13 protein-coding genes are annotated in these 16,446 nt (G+C 75.2%); 8 read left to right on the top strand and 5 right to left on the bottom strand.

The window, feature by feature from the left end:
- The 4 genes from AC3EVP_RS20895 (at nt 1) to AC3EVP_RS20880 (ending at nt 4,234) form a co-directional block, all read left to right on the top strand.
- Nucleotides 1-1,509 (top strand): type I glutamate--ammonia ligase, encoded by a 1,509-nt coding sequence (locus AC3EVP_RS20895; RefSeq protein ID WP_435131721.1) that lies wholly within the window; start codon nt 1-3, stop codon nt 1,507-1,509.
- Between the two features lie 122 nt (nt 1,510-1,631).
- Nucleotides 1,632-2,921: an adenylosuccinate lyase gene (purB, locus tag AC3EVP_RS20890; RefSeq protein WP_435131719.1), complete on the top strand. Its 1,290-nt coding sequence runs from the start codon at nt 1,632-1,634 to the stop codon at nt 2,919-2,921.
- Nucleotides 2,905-3,384: a GNAT family N-acetyltransferase gene (locus AC3EVP_RS20885; protein ID WP_435131717.1), complete on the top strand. Its 480-nt coding sequence runs from the start codon at nt 2,905-2,907 to the stop codon at nt 3,382-3,384. The genes purB and AC3EVP_RS20885 overlap by 17 nt, the downstream gene beginning before the upstream one ends.
- 82 nt (nt 3,385-3,466) lie before the next feature.
- Entirely contained in the window at nt 3,467-4,234 is a 768-nt protein-coding gene (locus tag AC3EVP_RS20880) for a response regulator transcription factor (RefSeq protein ID WP_435131715.1), read from the top strand.
- A 79-nt stretch (nt 4,235-4,313) separates the two neighbouring features.
- On the opposite strand, the gene AC3EVP_RS20875 is transcribed toward AC3EVP_RS20880, so the two are convergent.
- The 3 genes from AC3EVP_RS20875 to AC3EVP_RS20865 all read right to left on the bottom strand — a co-directional run bounded on the left by AC3EVP_RS20875 (nt 4,314) and on the right by AC3EVP_RS20865 (nt 9,111).
- Nucleotides 4,314-5,399 (bottom strand): methyltransferase, encoded by a 1,086-nt coding sequence (locus AC3EVP_RS20875; protein ID WP_435131713.1) that lies wholly within the window; start codon nt 5,397-5,399, stop codon nt 4,314-4,316.
- A gap of 134 nt (nt 5,400-5,533) precedes the next feature.
- The gene (locus AC3EVP_RS20870; RefSeq protein ID WP_435131759.1) at nt 5,534-6,940 is read right to left on the bottom strand and encodes a nitrosuccinate lyase; all 1,407 of its coding nucleotides are present in this window, start codon (nt 6,938-6,940) and stop codon (nt 5,534-5,536) included.
- A gap of 77 nt (nt 6,941-7,017) precedes the next feature.
- Nucleotides 7,018-9,111 carry an FAD/NAD(P)-binding protein gene (locus AC3EVP_RS20865; RefSeq protein WP_435131711.1) on the bottom strand — a complete coding sequence of 698 codons (2,094 nt, stop codon included), beginning with the start codon at nt 9,109-9,111 and terminating at the stop codon, nt 7,018-7,020.
- A gap of 300 nt (nt 9,112-9,411) precedes the next feature.
- On the opposite strand from AC3EVP_RS20865, the gene AC3EVP_RS20860 reads away from it, so the two are divergent.
- A complete protein-coding gene (locus AC3EVP_RS20860) occupies nt 9,412-9,642 on the top strand; it encodes a FitA-like ribbon-helix-helix domain-containing protein (RefSeq protein WP_435131710.1) in 231 nt (76 codons plus the stop codon).
- A gap of 216 nt (nt 9,643-9,858) precedes the next feature.
- On the opposite strand, the gene AC3EVP_RS20855 is transcribed toward AC3EVP_RS20860, so the two are convergent.
- Both AC3EVP_RS20855 and AC3EVP_RS20850 read right to left on the bottom strand, forming a co-directional pair.
- Nucleotides 9,859-10,878 carry an aldo/keto reductase gene (locus AC3EVP_RS20855; RefSeq protein ID WP_435131708.1) on the bottom strand — a complete coding sequence of 340 codons (1,020 nt, stop codon included), beginning with the start codon at nt 10,876-10,878 and terminating at the stop codon, nt 9,859-9,861.
- Nucleotides 10,879-10,897: 19 nt separating this feature from the next.
- A complete protein-coding gene (locus AC3EVP_RS20850) occupies nt 10,898-11,788 on the bottom strand; it encodes a helix-turn-helix transcriptional regulator (protein ID WP_435131706.1) in 891 nt (296 codons plus the stop codon).
- Between the two features lie 318 nt (nt 11,789-12,106).
- On the opposite strand from AC3EVP_RS20850, the gene AC3EVP_RS20845 reads away from it, so the two are divergent.
- The 3 genes from AC3EVP_RS20845 (at nt 12,107) to AC3EVP_RS20835 (ending at nt 16,211) form a co-directional block, all read left to right on the top strand.
- Nucleotides 12,107-12,994 (top strand): aldo/keto reductase, encoded by an 888-nt coding sequence (locus AC3EVP_RS20845; RefSeq protein ID WP_435131704.1) that lies wholly within the window; start codon nt 12,107-12,109, stop codon nt 12,992-12,994.
- A gap of 140 nt (nt 12,995-13,134) precedes the next feature.
- A complete protein-coding gene (locus AC3EVP_RS20840; protein ID WP_435131703.1) occupies nt 13,135-13,803 on the top strand; it encodes a pyridoxamine 5'-phosphate oxidase family protein in 669 nt (222 codons plus the stop codon).
- Entirely contained in the window at nt 13,800-16,211 is a 2,412-nt protein-coding gene (locus tag AC3EVP_RS20835) for a glycoside hydrolase family 65 protein (RefSeq protein ID WP_435131701.1), read from the top strand. Before AC3EVP_RS20840 ends, AC3EVP_RS20835 begins: the two co-directional genes overlap by 4 nt.
- Nucleotides 16,212-16,446: the final 235 nt, after the last annotated feature.

Genomic DNA, 16,446 nt, shown 5'->3' with positions numbered 1-16,446 from the left:
GTGTACACCCGGTCTTGGCGCTCCGTGTCCGCCGAGGACAGCGTCGGAAGCCCGTGCTTCGTCGCCGCCCACGGGCTGTGGAGCGATGAGCAGTCCGCCGTCGCCGAACGGATCGAGGCCCGCCTCGGGGAGGTCGACCTCGTCCGGCTGGTCTTCCCCGACCCGCACGGCCTGGCCCGGTCCAAGACGCTCACCGCGGACGCCTTCCGCTCGGTGCTGCGCCACGGCATGAACTTCAGCCCCGGGCCCTTCGTCTTCGACACCGGCCACGCGGTCGCGGTGGACTTCCTCGGCGAGCCCGGCATCGGCGTGGCGGAGATCGCCGGCGCGGGCAACTTCATCCTGGTGCCCGACCCGCTGACCTTCCAGCTGCTGCCCGGCGACGGGCCGCGCACCGCCTGGGTGATCGGCGACGAGTACCTGCGCGACGGCACCCCGCACCCGCTGTCCTCGCGGGCGGTGCTGCGCCGCACCCAGGCCGCGTACGCCGAGCAGGGGTACGCGCCGGTGGTCGGGCTGGAGGTCGAGTGGTACCTCACCCGCCTGCTCGACGGCGCCCCGGGCAACGCGGGCAACGGGTTCGGCCGCCAGGGCGAGGCGCCGCGCGCCGCGGCCGTCAACGCCGGCTACCAGTTCAACCTGGACGCCCGCTACGACTCCGTCGCCCCGATCACCGACCCGCTCGCGCTGCACCTGCTCGAACTGGGGCTGCCGCTGCGCTCGGTGGAGCACGAGTCGGGCCCCGGCCAGGTCGAGTGCACCTTCAGCCCGATGTCCGCGCTCGACACCGCCGACGCGATGCTGCTGTTCCGCACTGCCACCAAGCGGTTCTGCGCGCGGCGCGGCCACCACGCCTCCTTCATGTCGCTGCCGCTGCTGGACTCCTTCGACCCGAGCGGCTGGCACCTGCACCAGTCCGTGCGGGAGACCGCGACCGGCCGGGGCCTGTTCGCCGCCGAGGGCCCGGCCGGCGACCTGTCGCCGCAGACCAAGGCGTACGCGGACGGGCTGCTGGCCTGGAGCCGGGAGCTGTTCCTGCTGTCGGTGCCCACGGTCAACGGCTACCGGCGGCTCGGCCCGCGCCACACCCTGGCGCCCACCCGGGTCGACTGGAACCGGGAGGACCGCAGCGCCATGCTGCGCATGGTCGGCGGCGGCGCCGGCGCGCACATCGAGAACCGCGGCGCGGAGCCGTGCGCCAACCCGTACCTGGCCATCGCCGGGCAGTTGTTCGCGGGCCTGGAGGGGCTGGCCGGCACGGCCGACACCGGGCGCGTGCCCCGGGCGGCGGGCGCGGCGCCGGAGCTGGTGCCGCAGTCGCTGGCCGAGTCGCTGGCCGCCTTCCGCGCCGGCCGCGCCGAGCGGCTGCTCGGCGACCCGCTCAAGGCGTGCCTGGTCGAGCTCAAGGAGAGCGAGCTGCGGCGCTTCACCAGCTGGTGCGCGGCGACCGGTTCGGCCGGGGACGAGGTCACGCCGTGGGAGCAGCGCGAGTACTTCGAGGTGTACTGACCCGCCCGCACGTCCCCCGCACAGGCCCCCGCCAAGGGCCCCTGCGACGCCGCCGGCAACACCGCCTGCAAGACCCCCACCGGCCGTTCGAGCCCGACGCCCCACGGAGACGAGGTCGTGCCATGATCCCCCGTTACACCCTGCCCGAGATGTCGGACCTGTTCACCGACCAGGCCCGGTACGCGACCTGGGTCCGCGTCGAGATTCTCGCGACCGAGGCGCAGGTGCGGCTCGGCCGGGTGCCGCAGGACGCGCTGGCGGACATCCGCGCGGCGCGGGTGCCGCGCGCCGACCGGGTCGCGGAGTTCGAGAAGGAACGCGACCACGAGGTGCTCTCCTTCCTCGCGGCGTACTGCGAGGACATGCCGGCGTCCTCGGCCCGCTGGGTGCACCTCGGCATGACCAGCTACGACCTGGTGGACACCGCGCTCGGCCACACCCTGGCGCGGGCCACCGACCTGCTGGCGGCGGCCGGGCGGCGGCTGCGCGGGGTGCTGGTGGACCGGGCGCTGGAGCACTGGGACACGCTGATGATCGGCCGCACCCACGGAGTGCACGCCGAGCCGACCACCTTCGGCCACAAGCTCGCCGGCCACGCCTTCGCCGTCGACCGGTCGCTGCGGCGGCTGGCCGCGGCCCGGGAGGCCGTCGCGGTGGGGACGGTCTCCGGGGCGGTGGGCACCTACGCGCTCATCGACCCGGCCGTGGAGGCCCACGTCTGCCAGGCGCTGGGCCTGGGCATCGAGCCCGCCCCCAGCCAGGTCGTCGCCCGCGACCGGCACGCCCAACTGCTCCAGGCGGTGGCGGCGCTGGGGGCGTGCGTGGAGCAGATCGCCCTGGAGCTGCGGCTGTTGCAGCGCACCGAGGTCGCCGAGGTGGAGGAGGGGCGGGCGGCGGCCTACCAGGGGTCCAGCGCCATGCCGCACAAGCGCAACCCCACCACCAGCGAGCGGCTGTGCGGCCTGGCCCGGCTGCTGCGCGGCTACGCCACCGCGGCGCTGGAGAACGTCGCCCTGTGGCACGAACGCGACCTGGCCCACCAGTCCGTGGAGCGGGTCATCCTGCCCGACAGCCTGTCGGTCGGCCACTTCCAGGCGACCCGGGCCGCGGAGCTGGTGGCCGGGCTGGAGGTGCACGCCGACCGGATGCGGGCGGCCGTCGACCGCACCGGCGGGCTCGTCCACAGCTCCGCGGTCCTCTACGACCTCCTCGGCGGGGGCGCCGACCGGGAGCGGGCCTACCGCTCGGCGCAGGCCGCGGCGAACCGTACGGCCGCCACCGGCCGGCCGTTCGCCGACACCCTGGCCGAGGAGGGCATCACCCTGCGGGACGCGCCGCGCCCCGAGCGCTTCCTGACCCACCATGACGTCATACGACGGCGATTGGAGAAGCTCAATGAGCGGGACGACTGAACCGACCTGGAAGACCGAGCGGGTCGAGGGAGGCGACCTGGACCTGGACGAGGCGCTGGCGGTCTACCACTCCTCGGGCCTGGGCGAGCGGCGGCCGGTCGGCGACCGGGAGCGGATGGCCGCGATGGTGCGGCAGGCGAACCTCGTGGTGGTGGCCCGGGACGCCGACGGCGCGCTGATCGGCATCGCCCGCAGTGTCTCGGACTTCTCCTACGTCACCTACCTGTCGGACATCGCGGTCGCGGGCTCCCACCAGCGCGCCGGAGTGGGCCTGGCGCTGATGGAGGAGACCCGGCGGCAGGCCCCGGACGCCAAGGTGGTGCTGCTGTCGGCGCCCGCCGCGGTCGGCTACTACCCGCGGGTCGGCTTCACCCGGCACGACTCGGCGTGGGTCCTGAACCCCGGGCAGCCGCTGTCGGCCTCCCGTCCGGAGCCGGCCGCGCAGCCGGCCACCCGTCCGTAGCCGCGCCCGCCCGGCCCGCGGGACGGGCCGGCCGCACCACCGCGGACCAGTGGACCAGCGGAGCACACCCCAGGGGGAAGGCATGCGTCAGACACCGTCACGGGCCCTGCTGGAACCCCGCGGGCCCCTCCTCGCGGCCGGGCCCGTGGCCGTACCGGCGGCCGGGCCCGCGCCGGCGGCTCCCGCACCCGCCGGGCAGCGCGTCCTGGTGGTGGACGCGGACGCCGACCGCGCCGGGTCGCTCACCGCCCAACTGCGGCGCCACGGCCACGACCCGGTCGGCGTCGGCCACGGCAGCGCCGCCCTCACCGCGTACGAGGACGTCGAGATGGTGCTGCTCGACCTCGACCTGCCCGACCTCGACGGGCTGGAGGTCTGCCGCGCCCTGCGCGCGGTCAGCCGGGTGCCGATCATCATCGTCACCTCCCGCCGCTCCGAGCTGGACTGCGTGCTCGGGCTGCACGCGGGCGCCGACGACTACGTCACCAAGCCGTACGGGCTGCGGGAGTTGATGGCGCGGATGGAGGCGGTGCTGCGGCGCACCCGGTGGGAGCCGGCCGCGGCCCGGGACATCCGGCACGGGCGGCTGCACATCGACGTCGACTCGCGCGAGGTCAGCGTGGACGACGAGCCGGTGGCGCTGACCCGCAAGGAGTTCGACCTGCTCTACCTGCTGGCGTCCCAGCCGGACACGGTCATCCCGCGCAAGCAGCTGCTCCAGCAGGTGTGGGGCGACTCCTGGTCCCGCCGCACCATCGACACGCACGTCAGCAGCCTGCGCGGCAAACTCGGCGGCAGCGGCTGGGTGGTGACGGTGCGCGGGGTCGGCTTCCGACTCGGCACGGGCTGAGGCCCGGCCGGGTCCACCACGTGCACCGGCCCCGCGGCCTCAAGAAGAGGCCGCGGGGCCGGCTGCGTGCCGTGCGGGCTCAGCGTACGGACGCCTCCACCACCGACAGCGCCGACGCGGTCTGCACCACGCGCTCCAGCGTGAACCCGGCCTTGGCCAGCAGCTCCGCGTACTGGGCGCGGGTGCGTTCCTTGCCGCCGACCAGCAGCATCAGCCACAGGTCGGTGAGCTTGCCGGCGTGCGGGCTGTTGCGCCGGTCGGGGACGACCATCTCCATCACCAGCAGCCGCCCGCCGGGGTTCATCGCCTTGCGCACGTTGGTGAGGATCTCCAGGGCCTGCGGCTCGGGCCAGTCGTGCACGATGTGCTTGAGCAGGTAGGCGTCACCGCCCGGCGGCACCGGGTCGAACAGGCCGCCGTCGGCGACGGCGCAGCGCTCGGACAGGCCCTGCTCGGCCAGGAAGGCGGCGGCGCCGTTGGTGCCCACCCGCGGGTCGGACAGGATGCCGCGCGCCGAGGGCACCTTCTTCAGCACCCCGGCGAGCAGGTCGCCGCGGCCGCCGCAGAAGTCGACCACGGTGCCGAAGCGGCTGAAGTCGTAGGCGGCGAGCAGCGGTTCGGTCTCCGTGGCCGACATCGCCCCCATCCCGGCGGTGAAGACCGCCCCGTACTCGGGGTTGGCCTCCAGGTAGTCGAACGCGCCCATGCCGCGCAGCTTGGGCAGGCTGGGCTCACCCGTGCGCACCGCGTCGACCAGGCAGCCCCAGTCCTCCCAGTGGATGGGGTGGCCCATCAGCAGCGCGATGCCGCGCATCGACATCGGCGCGTCCTCGACCAGGGCCCGCGCCATCGGGGTGAGCGCGAACCGGCCGTCCTTCAGCTCGGTGAACACGTCGTAGCTCGCCAGCAGCCGCAGCACCCGGTGCAGGGTGTCGGCTTCGGCGCCAGTCCGCCGCGCCAGCTCCTCCGGCCGCAGCGGGCCACCGGTCAGGGCCTCCGCGACCCGCAACTCGGCGGCCACGTAGAGGGCTTGACTGACCATCGCGCCCTGCACCAGCTCCAGCAGGGCGAACGGCGGCGGTGCGATCTTGCGGGTCAGGCCCTGGAGGGCCGAGCGCACGCCTTCGACGGCGCGGACGACACGGGCGGGCGGCAGGGGCGGCATGGAATCCTCCGGCGGGGGCGATGGGATGCGGCAGGTGCGGCGGGCGGGCGCGGTGGCGCCGGCCCGGGTCGTACGGCACGGCGGGCGGGAGCGGGCGGAAGCGTGGGGGCTCGGTCGTGGCAGGGGCCGCGGGGTCACTGGCGGAGGGCCTGGTCGACCAGGGGGCCGGCGACGCCGGTGTACTGCTCGGGGTCGAGCAGTCCGGCCAGTTCGCCGCGGGTCAGGACGCCGCCGACCGCGGGCTGTTCGGCCAGTACGTCGCCGAGCGGGCGTCCGGTGCGCCGGGCGGCCAGGGCGGCCGCGGTGAGCAGGTCCCGGGCGGCGGCCCTGCCGAGCAGCGGCGCGAGGTGGGCGGCGAGGCGCTCGGAGACGATCTGCCCGGCCGTGGCGTCGAGGTTGGCGCGCATCCGCGCCGGGTGCACGCTCAAGCCCGCGGCCAGCTCGGCGGCGGCGCGGGCGGCGCCGCCGGTCAGCCGCAGGCACTCGCGCAGCGGCTGCCACTCGGCGTGCCACAGCCCGGCCGAGCGCTCGTCCTCGGCCGGCATGCACTGCGCCAGGACCGAGCTGAGCGCGGGCACCTGCACCGCGGCCGACCGGATGAGCGTCGCCAGCACCGGGTTGGCCTTGTGCGGCATCGCCGACGACGCGCCGCGCCCGGCGCCGCCGGGCTCGGTGGCCTCGCCGACCTCGGTGCGCGCCATCACCTGGACGTCCGCGGCCATCTTGCCCAGCGCGCCCGCGGTGTGGGCCAGGGCCGCGCCCAGGTCGGCGATCGGGGTGCGCAGCGCGTGCCAGGGCAGCACCGGCCGCGCGAGACCGGTCTCCGCGGCGAAGGCGTCCGTGAGGGCGCCCAGGGAGCCGAGCGAGCCGGCGCCGCCGTCGGCAGGCGCTCCCCCGCCGCCCGCCCGCGCCATGGCCGCGTACTGGAGGTAGCCCGCCAGCGTGCCGGCCGCACCGCCCAGGGAGACCGGCAGCCCGTGGTCGGCCACCGCCTCCAGGCGCGCGACGGAGTCCAGCACGAGCTGCCGCCACCCCGCGGCCTTCAGCCCGAAGGTGGTCGGCACCGCGTGCAGGGCGAGTGTCCGGCCGGGCATCGCGGTGTCCCGGTGCGCGGCCGCCAGCCGCGCCAGCGCGCCGGCCGCGGCCCGCAGGTCCGCCAGCACCAGGCGCAGCGCCCGTGCCGAGACCAGCATGGCGCCGGTGTCGAGGATGTCCTGGCTGGTGGACCCGCGGTGCACGTACTCCGCGGCTTCGGGCGCCCGCCGTGCGACCTCGGCGGTCAGCGCGGCCACCAGGCCGACCACCGGGTTTGCGGTGCCGCGTGCGGCCAGGGCGAGCCGGCGTACGTCGAACAGCTCGGCCCGGGCCGCGGCCGTGATCGCCTCGGCGGCGGCCGCCGGCACCGTGCCGCACCGGGCCTGCGCCCGGACCAGTGCGGATTCCGCGTCCAGCATCGCCTGGAGCCAGGCGGTGTCACCGACCGCGGCCTCCACGGCGGTGCCCACGCGGACCGGGGAGAGCAGCCCGGAGTCCGGCTGCACAGCGGGGATCTGCTCCCGCGGCGCTACGGGGGCGGCGGGTTCCGTGCCGGGGTACGCCGAACCGGCGCGCGCTGTGCTCACTGGTGCACCTCTTCCGTACGGGCGGCGGCCGGAGCAGCGGGGTCCGGCAGGACGGGCGGCGCGGCGGCCGGCGGCGCGGGAACGGGCGATGCGGCGGCGGGCGGCGCGGTGGCCGGCGGCACCGGCGGCGCGGACAGCGCGAGGACGCTGCCCGCGATCGCGTCGGAGTCCTCCAGCGTCACGGACCCGACCCCGGGCCGTATCCCGGCGGCCGTGACCCAGTGCACGGACTCGGTGGGCACGCCGTAGGCGAAGCGCCGCGGATGCGCGGTGCCGTCGGCGCGCAGCAGGTGGTAGGGGCGGGGGGAGACGGCCAGGCCGCCGGTCTCGTAGTCGCCGCCCTCCCGCCCGGGGATGCGGTAGGGGCGGCACTGCCCGGCGGCCAGCAGTCCCCGCAGCAGCGGGTCCTCCGTGCGGCGCAGGTCGGCGTCGCACAGCCGGGCCTCGATCAGCGCGGCGGCCCGGACCCGTACGCCGGGGATCTCGGCCGAGGTCGCGACGAAGCCCGCGCCGCGCACGCCGTCCCCCGGGTCGGGCGCCACCCGCATGCCGGGGCCGGTCAGTTCGAGCACGCCGGCGTCCAGCAGCGCGATCATCTCCTCCACCCGGCGGGCGGGCGGGCCGATGGACAGGTAGGCGTTCAGGGGCGTGTACCAGGCGGCCAGCTCGTCGCGGTAGGAGGCGCCGTCGAGGCCGCCGTGGTCGACGGCGAGCCGGATCTCGTTGCGCAGGTCCCGCAGCACGTCCAGGGCGGCCTTCAGCGGCCCGCGCACATTGCCGCGGCGCGCCTCGGCCACGTCCCGCACGAGGTGCGCGCGCAGCCAGCCGCGGAAGTCGGCGAGGTCGGCGAAGGCCCGGGTGCCGTACGGGCGGGTGATCGCCGCCCAGTCCCAGCGCTGTTCGGGCCCGATCCCGGAGGCGTCGAGCACGGCGTCCTCCGCCGCGCCCGGCGCGGCCCGCAGGAAGGCCGCGGCGAACCCCGCGGCGGCGCCCCCGCGGGCACCGTCACCCTCACCCTCCCGCGCGGCGAGCAGCGCCTCGTAGTAGACGGCGCGCACCTCCTTGGAGATCAGCGGCCACAGGTCGGTGCCGAAACGCAAGGGTGCCGTGCCCGGCGCGCGCAGCCGCGCGACGTGTTCGGCGGTCAGCAGCCGCGGGGTGTGCCGGCCGTGCGCGCCCTTCTCGTTCTCGCCCCGCGCGTGGTACGGGACGCCGCGCCGCGAACCGGCGTACATCCGCGGCTCCCGGCCCGAGGGCCGGTAGACCAGCCGGCCGTCGGTCCGCTCGAACCGCCCGCCGCGGCCGTGGGTGAACAGCGCCATGTAGTCGAAGAAGTTCAGGCCGAGCCCGCGCAGCAGCACCGGCTCGCCCGGCGCGACGCCCGACAGGTCCACGTCGGCGGGGTTGGCGGGGCCGATGTGCAGCAGGCCGTTGCGGGCGGCGAAGTCCGCCAGGGCGCGCTGCGGTCCGTCCGGCCCGGCGGGCACGTGGCCCTGGGCGAGCACCACCGCGGACAGCGCCGTCAGCCGGGTGCCGTCCGCCAGCGACACGCGCTGCGGCCCGTACGGGGCGGGCGGGCCGTGCGCCGCCGGCTCGTCCTCCAGGGCCACCGCGCGCACCCGGTGCACCCGGATCGCCACGTGCGCGGGGGCGCCCGCCACGATCCGGTGGAAGGCCCAGGCCAGGTAGTGGCCGTACAGCGCGCGGGTGGGATACGTGTCCGGGTCCAGCGCGCGGGCCTCGGCCACCACCCTCGCGGCGGTGGGGGTGGCCGGTCCGGGCGGGAGCGTGCCGAGGCCCAGCGCCCTGGCCCACGCGTACAGGCTCGGCCCCTCCTCCAGCGGGCCGCGCATGTGCACGCTCTGGTCGGTGTAGACCGTGACCTGCGAGGCCACGGTGTTCATCAGCAGGTGCGGCGACTGCGCCGGGCGCCACACCCGCCCCGCGCCGGCCGGCTCCGGGTCGACCACGTGCACGGTCACCCGGTCCCACCGCGGGGACTTGCGCTCCTGGGCGCACAGCCGCTCCAGTACGGACAGCCCGCGCGGTCCGGCCCCGACGAGGCACACCCGCGTGTGCCGGCCGCTCACCAAGGCGCTCGGCCCGGCGCCGCGTCGTGCCCCGAAACACCCGTCGGCATGGTCGCGTTCTCCCTTGTCCCGGGGGGAGGCCGGGGGAACTCCCGCCGGCCCGCGGGCCGCGTCCTGCGGCCCGCTCCACCCTCCCGACCCCCCGGGGAGCACCACTCGACCAGCACTCGCGTCCCGCCTGAGACCCCGCGACCGGCTGCGCCGCCCCGGACCCCGGACACGAGTCCGGCCCCGACCGCCGGTGCCCGCGTTTCGCCTGCACCGCCGCCGGAACACCTGCATTTCCGCTAGAACAAAGGCATGACCGCGATCACGATCCGGGATGTCCCGGACGGCACCGTCAACGTCCTGAAGGTCCGTGCGGCACAGGCGGGCATACCGCTCGAGGCGTACGCGCTGGAACTCCTCACCAGGGAGGCCGCCAAGCCCACCCTCGCGGAAATGGCCGCCCGACTGGAGCGCGAAACCCGCACCGCGCTCAGTACGGCCGATGTCCTCGACGCCCTCGGGCACGGGCGGGAACAGCGTTGATCGCCGTCGACGCCTCCGGCCCCGTGCACGTCCTCCTCGATCACGGCACGACCGGAACCGCGATCCGCGAACGGGCGGCCCGCGGCCGCCGGGGCGGCAAGCCGAGGATCACCGGCGAGGAGGCGCAGCGGCGCGGCCCGCTGCCGGGTCGAGACGTTCCAGCAGTCCGCCCGCGCCTGACCGGGCGGCGGCGGGCCGCGGCCGGCCCGGGGGCGCTCAGCGGCGGCGCTGGTCGGGGCGCAGGTCGAAGTCGCCGTAGCTGTTGTCCGCGGGGTTGACGGTGACGCCGGGCGCCACGATCTCGTCGATGCGGTCGAGGACGTCGGCGGGCAGGGTGGCGTCGGCGGCGGGCAGGAAGGCGTCGAGCTGCTCCATGGTGCGCGGCCCGATGATCGCGGAGGTGACGCCGGGGTGCTGGAGCACGAAGGCGACGGCCAGCTCGATCAGGGTCAGGCCGCTGGACTCGGCGAGCAGCGCGAGCTGCTCGACAGCGTCGAGCTTGCGCTGGTTGGCGGGGCTGGCCAGGTCGAAGCGGGCCCCGGGCCGCGCCGCGGAGGCCGGACCGGAGGTGGCGTCCTTGCGGTAGCGGCCGGAGAGCCAGCCGCCGGCGAGCGGGCTGTAGGTCAGCGTGCCCATGCCGTGGCGGCGCACGGTGGGCAGCACGTCCTCCTCGATGCCGCGGACCAGGATCGAGTACGGCGGCTGCTCGGTGACGAACCGCTCCAGGCGGCGTTCACGGGAGGCCCACTGCGCCTCGACGATCTGCGAGCCGGTGTAGGACGAGGAGCCGAGATAGCGGATCTTGCCCTGCCGGACGAGGTCGGTCAGCGCGCCCAGCGTCTCGGCGACGTCGGTGTCGGGGCTGGGGCGGTGGACCTGGTAGAGGTCGATGTGGTCGGTGCCCAGCCGCCGCAGGGAGTCCTCCACCTCGCGGATGATCCAGCGCCGCGAGCCGCCGCGCCGGTTGGGGTCGTCCTGGCTCATCGGCATGAAGAACTTGGTGGCCAGGACCACGTCCGCACGGCGGTCCTTCAGCGCCTTCCCGACGATCTCCTCCGAGACGCCGCCGGAGTAGACGTCCGCGGTGTCGACGAAGTTGATCCCGGCGTCCAGGGCGCGGTGGATGATCCGGACGGAGTCGGCCTGGTCCTCGTTGCCCCAGGGGCCGAACATCATGGCGCCGAGGCAGAGCGGGCTGACCTGGACGCCGGTGCGGCCGAGCGGTCGGTAGTGCATGGGGTGGTCTCCTCGTGGTTCAGGTGTCCCGGGCCGGGACGGCGGTGCCGGCGCCCGCCCAGGCGGCGAGCAGCCCCAGCGCCTCCTGTTCCGGCGAGTCCGGTTCGGGGGTGTAGGCGTTCAGCCGCAGGCCCGGGTCGGACGGCAGGTCCAGCGCCTCGTAGGGCAGGGCGAGGTCGCCGACCAGCGGGTGGTGCAGGCGCTTCAGGCCGCTGCGGTGGAACTTCACGTCGTGGCGGGCCCAGCGCCGGGCGAACTCGTCGCTCCTGGTGGTGAGTTCGCCGACCAGATCGGTCAGCGCCCGGTCGTGGGGCGCCCGGCCGGTCTCGGTGCGCAGGAAGGCCACGGAGTCGTCGGCGGCCTTGTCCCAGTCGGGCCAGAAGTCCCGCCCGGCCGGGTCGAGGAACAGGAAGCGCGAGGTGTTGACCGGGCCGCACCGGGCGAAGAGCGGGGAGTCGAAGACCGGTGCGTACAGGGCCCGGCCCAGGGCGTTGGCGGCGATGACGTCGAAACGCGCGTTGCGCACGTACGCCGGTACGCCGGTCATCGAGTCGAGCAGCCGCAGGATGGTGGGGCGGACGCGCGAGGCGGTGGCGGACGGGCGGCGGCCGGACGGGGTGGCGGCGCGGGCCAGGTCGTACAGGTGGGCGCGCTCGGCCTCGTCGAGTCGCAGCGCGTGCGCGAGCGCCTCCAGTACGGAGTCGGAGACGCCGCCGAGGTTGCCGCGCTCCAGGCGCACGTAGTAGTCGACGCTCATTCCGGCGAGCAGCGCGACCTCCTCCCGGCGCAGTCCCGCGACCCGCCGGGTCCCGCCGCCGTGGACCGGCAGCCCGGCCTGTGCGGGGGTGATCCGGGCGCGGCGGGTGCTGAGGAACTCGCGGACCTCGGCGGCCAGGTTCTCCTTGGGCACGGGGCTCCTCGTGGTGGGCGGGTTCGGCGGTACCTGGCGGCCTCGACGGTACGGTCGGTTTCTGCGGGTATCAGCCGGTTCGACGGGTTCGGCCGGCTCCTCCACCGTAGATCCGGCGCCCGGGCCCTGCGAGGTACTGCCGTTACCTGGAAGAGCAGTGACTCCCACCCCGGGGCCGGTGCGCGGTTGGCTGGAGGAGTCCGGGGCACCCGCACGGCGCGAGCACCACGCAGGCACCACCGAGCCCGCCCCGAGACCGCCCCGCCGTGCCCTGCCTCCCACCCGGACCCTGGGCGCCCGCGACGAAAGGACCGCGTGATGGAGTACCTCACCCTCAACAACGGCGTCCGGATGCCCGCCCTCGGGCTCGGCGTCTTCCAGACCCCGCCCGAGGAGACCCGGGCCGCGGTCGCCGCCGCGCTCGACCTCGGCTACCGCCACATCGACACCGCCGCCGCCTACGGCAACGAGCACGAGGTCGGGCAGGCCCTCCGCAACTCCGGTGTGCCGCGCGAGGAGCTGTTCGTCGAGACGAAGATCTGGATCAGCGACTACGGCTACGACGAGACGCTGCACGGCTTCGACAAGAGCGCCGCCAAGCTCGGGCTGGACCGGATCGACCTGCTGATCCTGCACCAGGCCCTGCCGTCGGACTTCGAGCGGACCACGGCCGCCTACCGCGCCCTGGAGACGCTGCTGGCCGACGGCCGGGTCCGGGCGATCGGCGTCAGCAACTTCATGGTCGAGCACCTGACCGCGCTGCTCGAGGCGACCTCGGTGGTCCCCGCGGTGAACCAGTTGGAGATCCACCCGTACTTCCAGCAGCGCGCCGTGCTGGACTTCGACGACGCGCACGGCATCGTCAACCAGGCATGGTCGCCCATCGGCGGGATCACGTTCTACCCCGGCTACGGCGAGGACCGCCGCAGTGTCCTCCAGGACCCGGTGGTGACGCGCATCGCCGCGGAGCACGGCCGGAGCCCGGCCCAGGTGCTGCTGCGCTGGGGGCTCCAGCAGGGCCGCTCGGTCATCCCGAAGTCCACCCGGCGGGAGCGGATCGCGGAGAACATCGACGTCTTCGGCTTCTCCCTCGACGCCGGGCAGCTCGCCGCCCTCGACGGGCTCGAGACCGGCCGGCGCGGCGGCCCCGAGCCGGCGGACGTCACGCTCGCCACGTACGGGCGCGCCATCCCCGAGGCGGCCTGAGCCGCCGCCCCCGCCCCGGAGGGCCGACCGGCCCTGCGGAGGGGGCCGACCGGCCCCCCGGGGCGGCACCACCGGGCCGCTGCGCCGGTGGCGGCAGGCGAGTTCGATGGGCCGCAGGGGCGGTGAGAGGAGGAAGGCTCGTGGCAGCACACAGCGCTTCCGGCGCGCACGGCCCTGCTCCGGACCGGCTCCGGCGCCGCATCGCCGAACGCCAGCGCCAACTGGGCGTCAGCGACGAGGTACTGGCGAAGCGGGCCCGGATGTCGCCGCACTACCTGCGCCAACTGGCCGCGGTCGGCTTGGACTTCGACCCGGACGGGCTGCGCCGGGTCGCCGCCGCGCTGGGCATGACCTTCCAGGACCTGATCGACGACCGCACCGACATCCCGCCCGGGCAGCCAGGCCCCGGGGAGCGCCCTGTGCTCATCCGCCTGACCGGCACCGAGTGCTGGGACCGGGTGGGCCCGCACGGCGTGGGCCGTGTGGTGCTGCCCGCCGAACCGGCGCCCGTCGCCTATCCGGTGAACTACGCCGTCGACGCGGAGACCGTCGTCTACCGGACCGCGCGGGAGGGCGAGGCCGCGCCCGGGGAGGGCACAGTCGTCTCGTTCGAGGTGGACCGGATCGACGAGGAGACCAGCCAGGGCTGGAGCGTCCTGCTCACCGGCCGGGCCGAACGCGTCGGCGCCGCCGAGTCCCGCCATCTCGCCGAGGAGGAGCTGATCCGGCCCTGGGCCGGCGGCGACCGCCCGCAGTGGGTGCGTATCCACCCCGACCGCGTCACGGGGCGCCGCATCGGGGCGCTGTGAGCCGGTCGCGCCGCGGCGGCCCGCCCTCCCGCCCGCCGGCCGGGTGGACCTGGGCCTACGAAGGCTACGATCCGGCGCGGGAGCGGCTGCGTGAGGCGCTGTGCACGCTCGGCAACGGCTACTTCGCGACCCGTGGCGCGGCCGCGGAGTCGGCCGCGGACGACGTCCACTACCCAGGCACGTATGCGGCGGGCTGTTACAACCGCCTCTCGTCGCAGGTGGCGGGCCGCGAGGTCGACAACGAGGACATGGTCAACCTGCCGAACTGGCTGCCGCTGCGGGTCCGTGTGCCGGGTGGGCCGTGGTTCGGCCCCGACACGTGCGCGGTGGCGGCGTACACGCAGGTGGTGGACATGCGCCGGGCCACCATGACCCGCCGGATGCGGCTGCGCGGCCCGGACGGCCGGGAGGTCGCGGTGACCGAGACGCGCATCGTCCACATGCACGACCCGCATCTGGCCGCCCAGCGCGTGCAGGTCACCGCGGACTGGGCGGGCGAGGTCGAGATCGAGGCGGGCCTGGACGGACACGTCGCCAATGACGGCGTCGAGCGGTACCGCGCGCTGGCGGGCCGGCATCTTGTCGACCTGCGGGCGGGCGTTCCCGGGCCGGACACGGTGACGCTGAGCTGCCGGACGTCCTCCTCGGGCATCGGCGTCGCCATGGCCTGCCGCGTCCGTGTGGAGGGCGCACCGGCGGGTGCGGCGGACCGGGCCGCCGGCGAGGGGCGTGCGATGCTGCGGCTGACCGTGCCGGTCCGCGCCGGGCGGCCGGTCACCGTGGAGAAGACGGTGGCCCTGCACACCACGCGGGACCCGGCGATCGGCAACCCGGCGGACGCGGCGCTCGCCCGCGCCGGGCAGGCCCCGGACTTCGCGGCACTCCTCGACTCCCACACCACCGCGTGGAAGCGGCTGTGGGAGCGGGCAGCGCTGGAGGCGCCGGGCCGGGCCGGTCACGTGCTGCGGCTGCACCTCTTCCACATCCTCCAGACGCTGTCCCCGCACACCGCGGTCCTGGACGTCGGTGTGCCCGCCCGCGGGCTGCACGGGGAGGCGTACCGGGGGCACATCTTCTGGGACGAGCTGTTCGTCCTGCCCTTCCTGAGCCTGCACCTGCCGGAGGTCGCCCGCGCGCTCCTGCTCTACCGGTACCGCCGGCTGGGAGCGGCCTGCCGCAGCGCGGCGGACGCCGGGCGGAAAGGCGCCATGTATCCGTGGCAGAGCGGGAGCGACGGACGCGAGGAGACCCAGCGCCTGCACCTCAACCCCCGGTCCGGACGCTGGCTGCCGGACAACTCCCGGCTCCAGCACCATGTCGACTCCGCGGTGGCGTACAACATATGGCAGTACTACCGGGCCACCGGCGACGCGGCGTTCCTGCACGGGCAGGGCGCCGAGATGCTCTTCGAGATCGCCCGGTTCTGGGCGGACACCGCGCGCTTCGACCCGTCGTACGGCCGCTACCGCATCGAGCGGATCGTCGGCCCGGACGAGTACCACGACGCCTATCCGGGCGCGGTCGAGCCCGGGGTGGACGACAACGCGTACACGAACGTCACGGCCGCGTGGGTGCTGTGCCGGGCCCTGGAGACGGCCGACCTGCTGCCCACGCCGCGCCGCGACGAGTTGTTCGAGCGCATCGGGCTGGACCGGGCGGAGCTGGAGCGCTGGGAGGACGTCTCCCGGCGGTTGCGGGTGCCCTTCCACCAGGGCGTGGTCAGTCAGTTCGACGGCTACGGCGAGCTGGCCGAGCTGGACTGGGCCGACTACCGGGACCGCTACGGGGACATCCGCCGCCTCGACCGCATCTTGGAGGCCGAGGGGGACAGCGTCAACCGCTACCAGGCGTCCAAACAGGCCGACGTGCTGATGCTCGGCTACCTGTTCCCGATGGACGAACTGTCCGAGCTGTTCCGGCGGTTGGGCCACCGGCTCGATCAGGAGACGTGGACCGCGACCGTGGACCACTACCTGGCCAGGACGAGCCACGGCTCGACGCTGAGCGAACTGGTCCACGGGTGGGTGCTGGCGCGATCCGGCCGGCGCGAGGCATGGAGCCATGTGCAGCAGTCGCTGCTGGGCGATGTCGCCGACCTCCAGGGCGGCACCACCGGCGAGGGCATCCACCTCGGTGCGATGGGCGGCACCCTCGATCTCGTCCAGCGTTGCCTGACCGGGCTCGAACCACGCGGCGGGGCGCTGCACGTCGACCCGGTGCCGCTGCCGGGGCTGTCCCGGTTCCGTGTCTGCGTGCACTACCACGGCCACTGGGGCGTGGGGCTGACCCTCCACTCCGGCCGGCTGCACGTGACCGTCCCGGACTCCGACCGGGCACCGGTGCGGATCGTGGTGGGCGGGCAACTGCACATGGTGGCCCCCGGGACCGGTCTGACCGTCGAAATATAAATCGGATCAAAGGAGTCCGCGCCCCGAGGCGGCACGCCGGACCCCGGCGCTGCACGTCGTCGGCCCGGCCGGCTCCGGGCTCCGAATCCGCCCACGCCCCGCGCGGGCGCAGCGAATTGAAGCTCTGACGGGACAGCCGAAAGCCGCCCGGGATTTTCGTCCTGTCAGGACGAAAAGAATGACCTGTGAATGCGTATTGACCGGCCATTTCCCGGCTCTGTAGCTTGCAGATGCC

It is taken from the genome of Actinacidiphila sp. bgisy144 (assembly GCF_057708105.1).
Note: the sequence above shows the minus strand (reverse complement) of the source record. Positions and strands in the feature narration are given on the sequence as shown.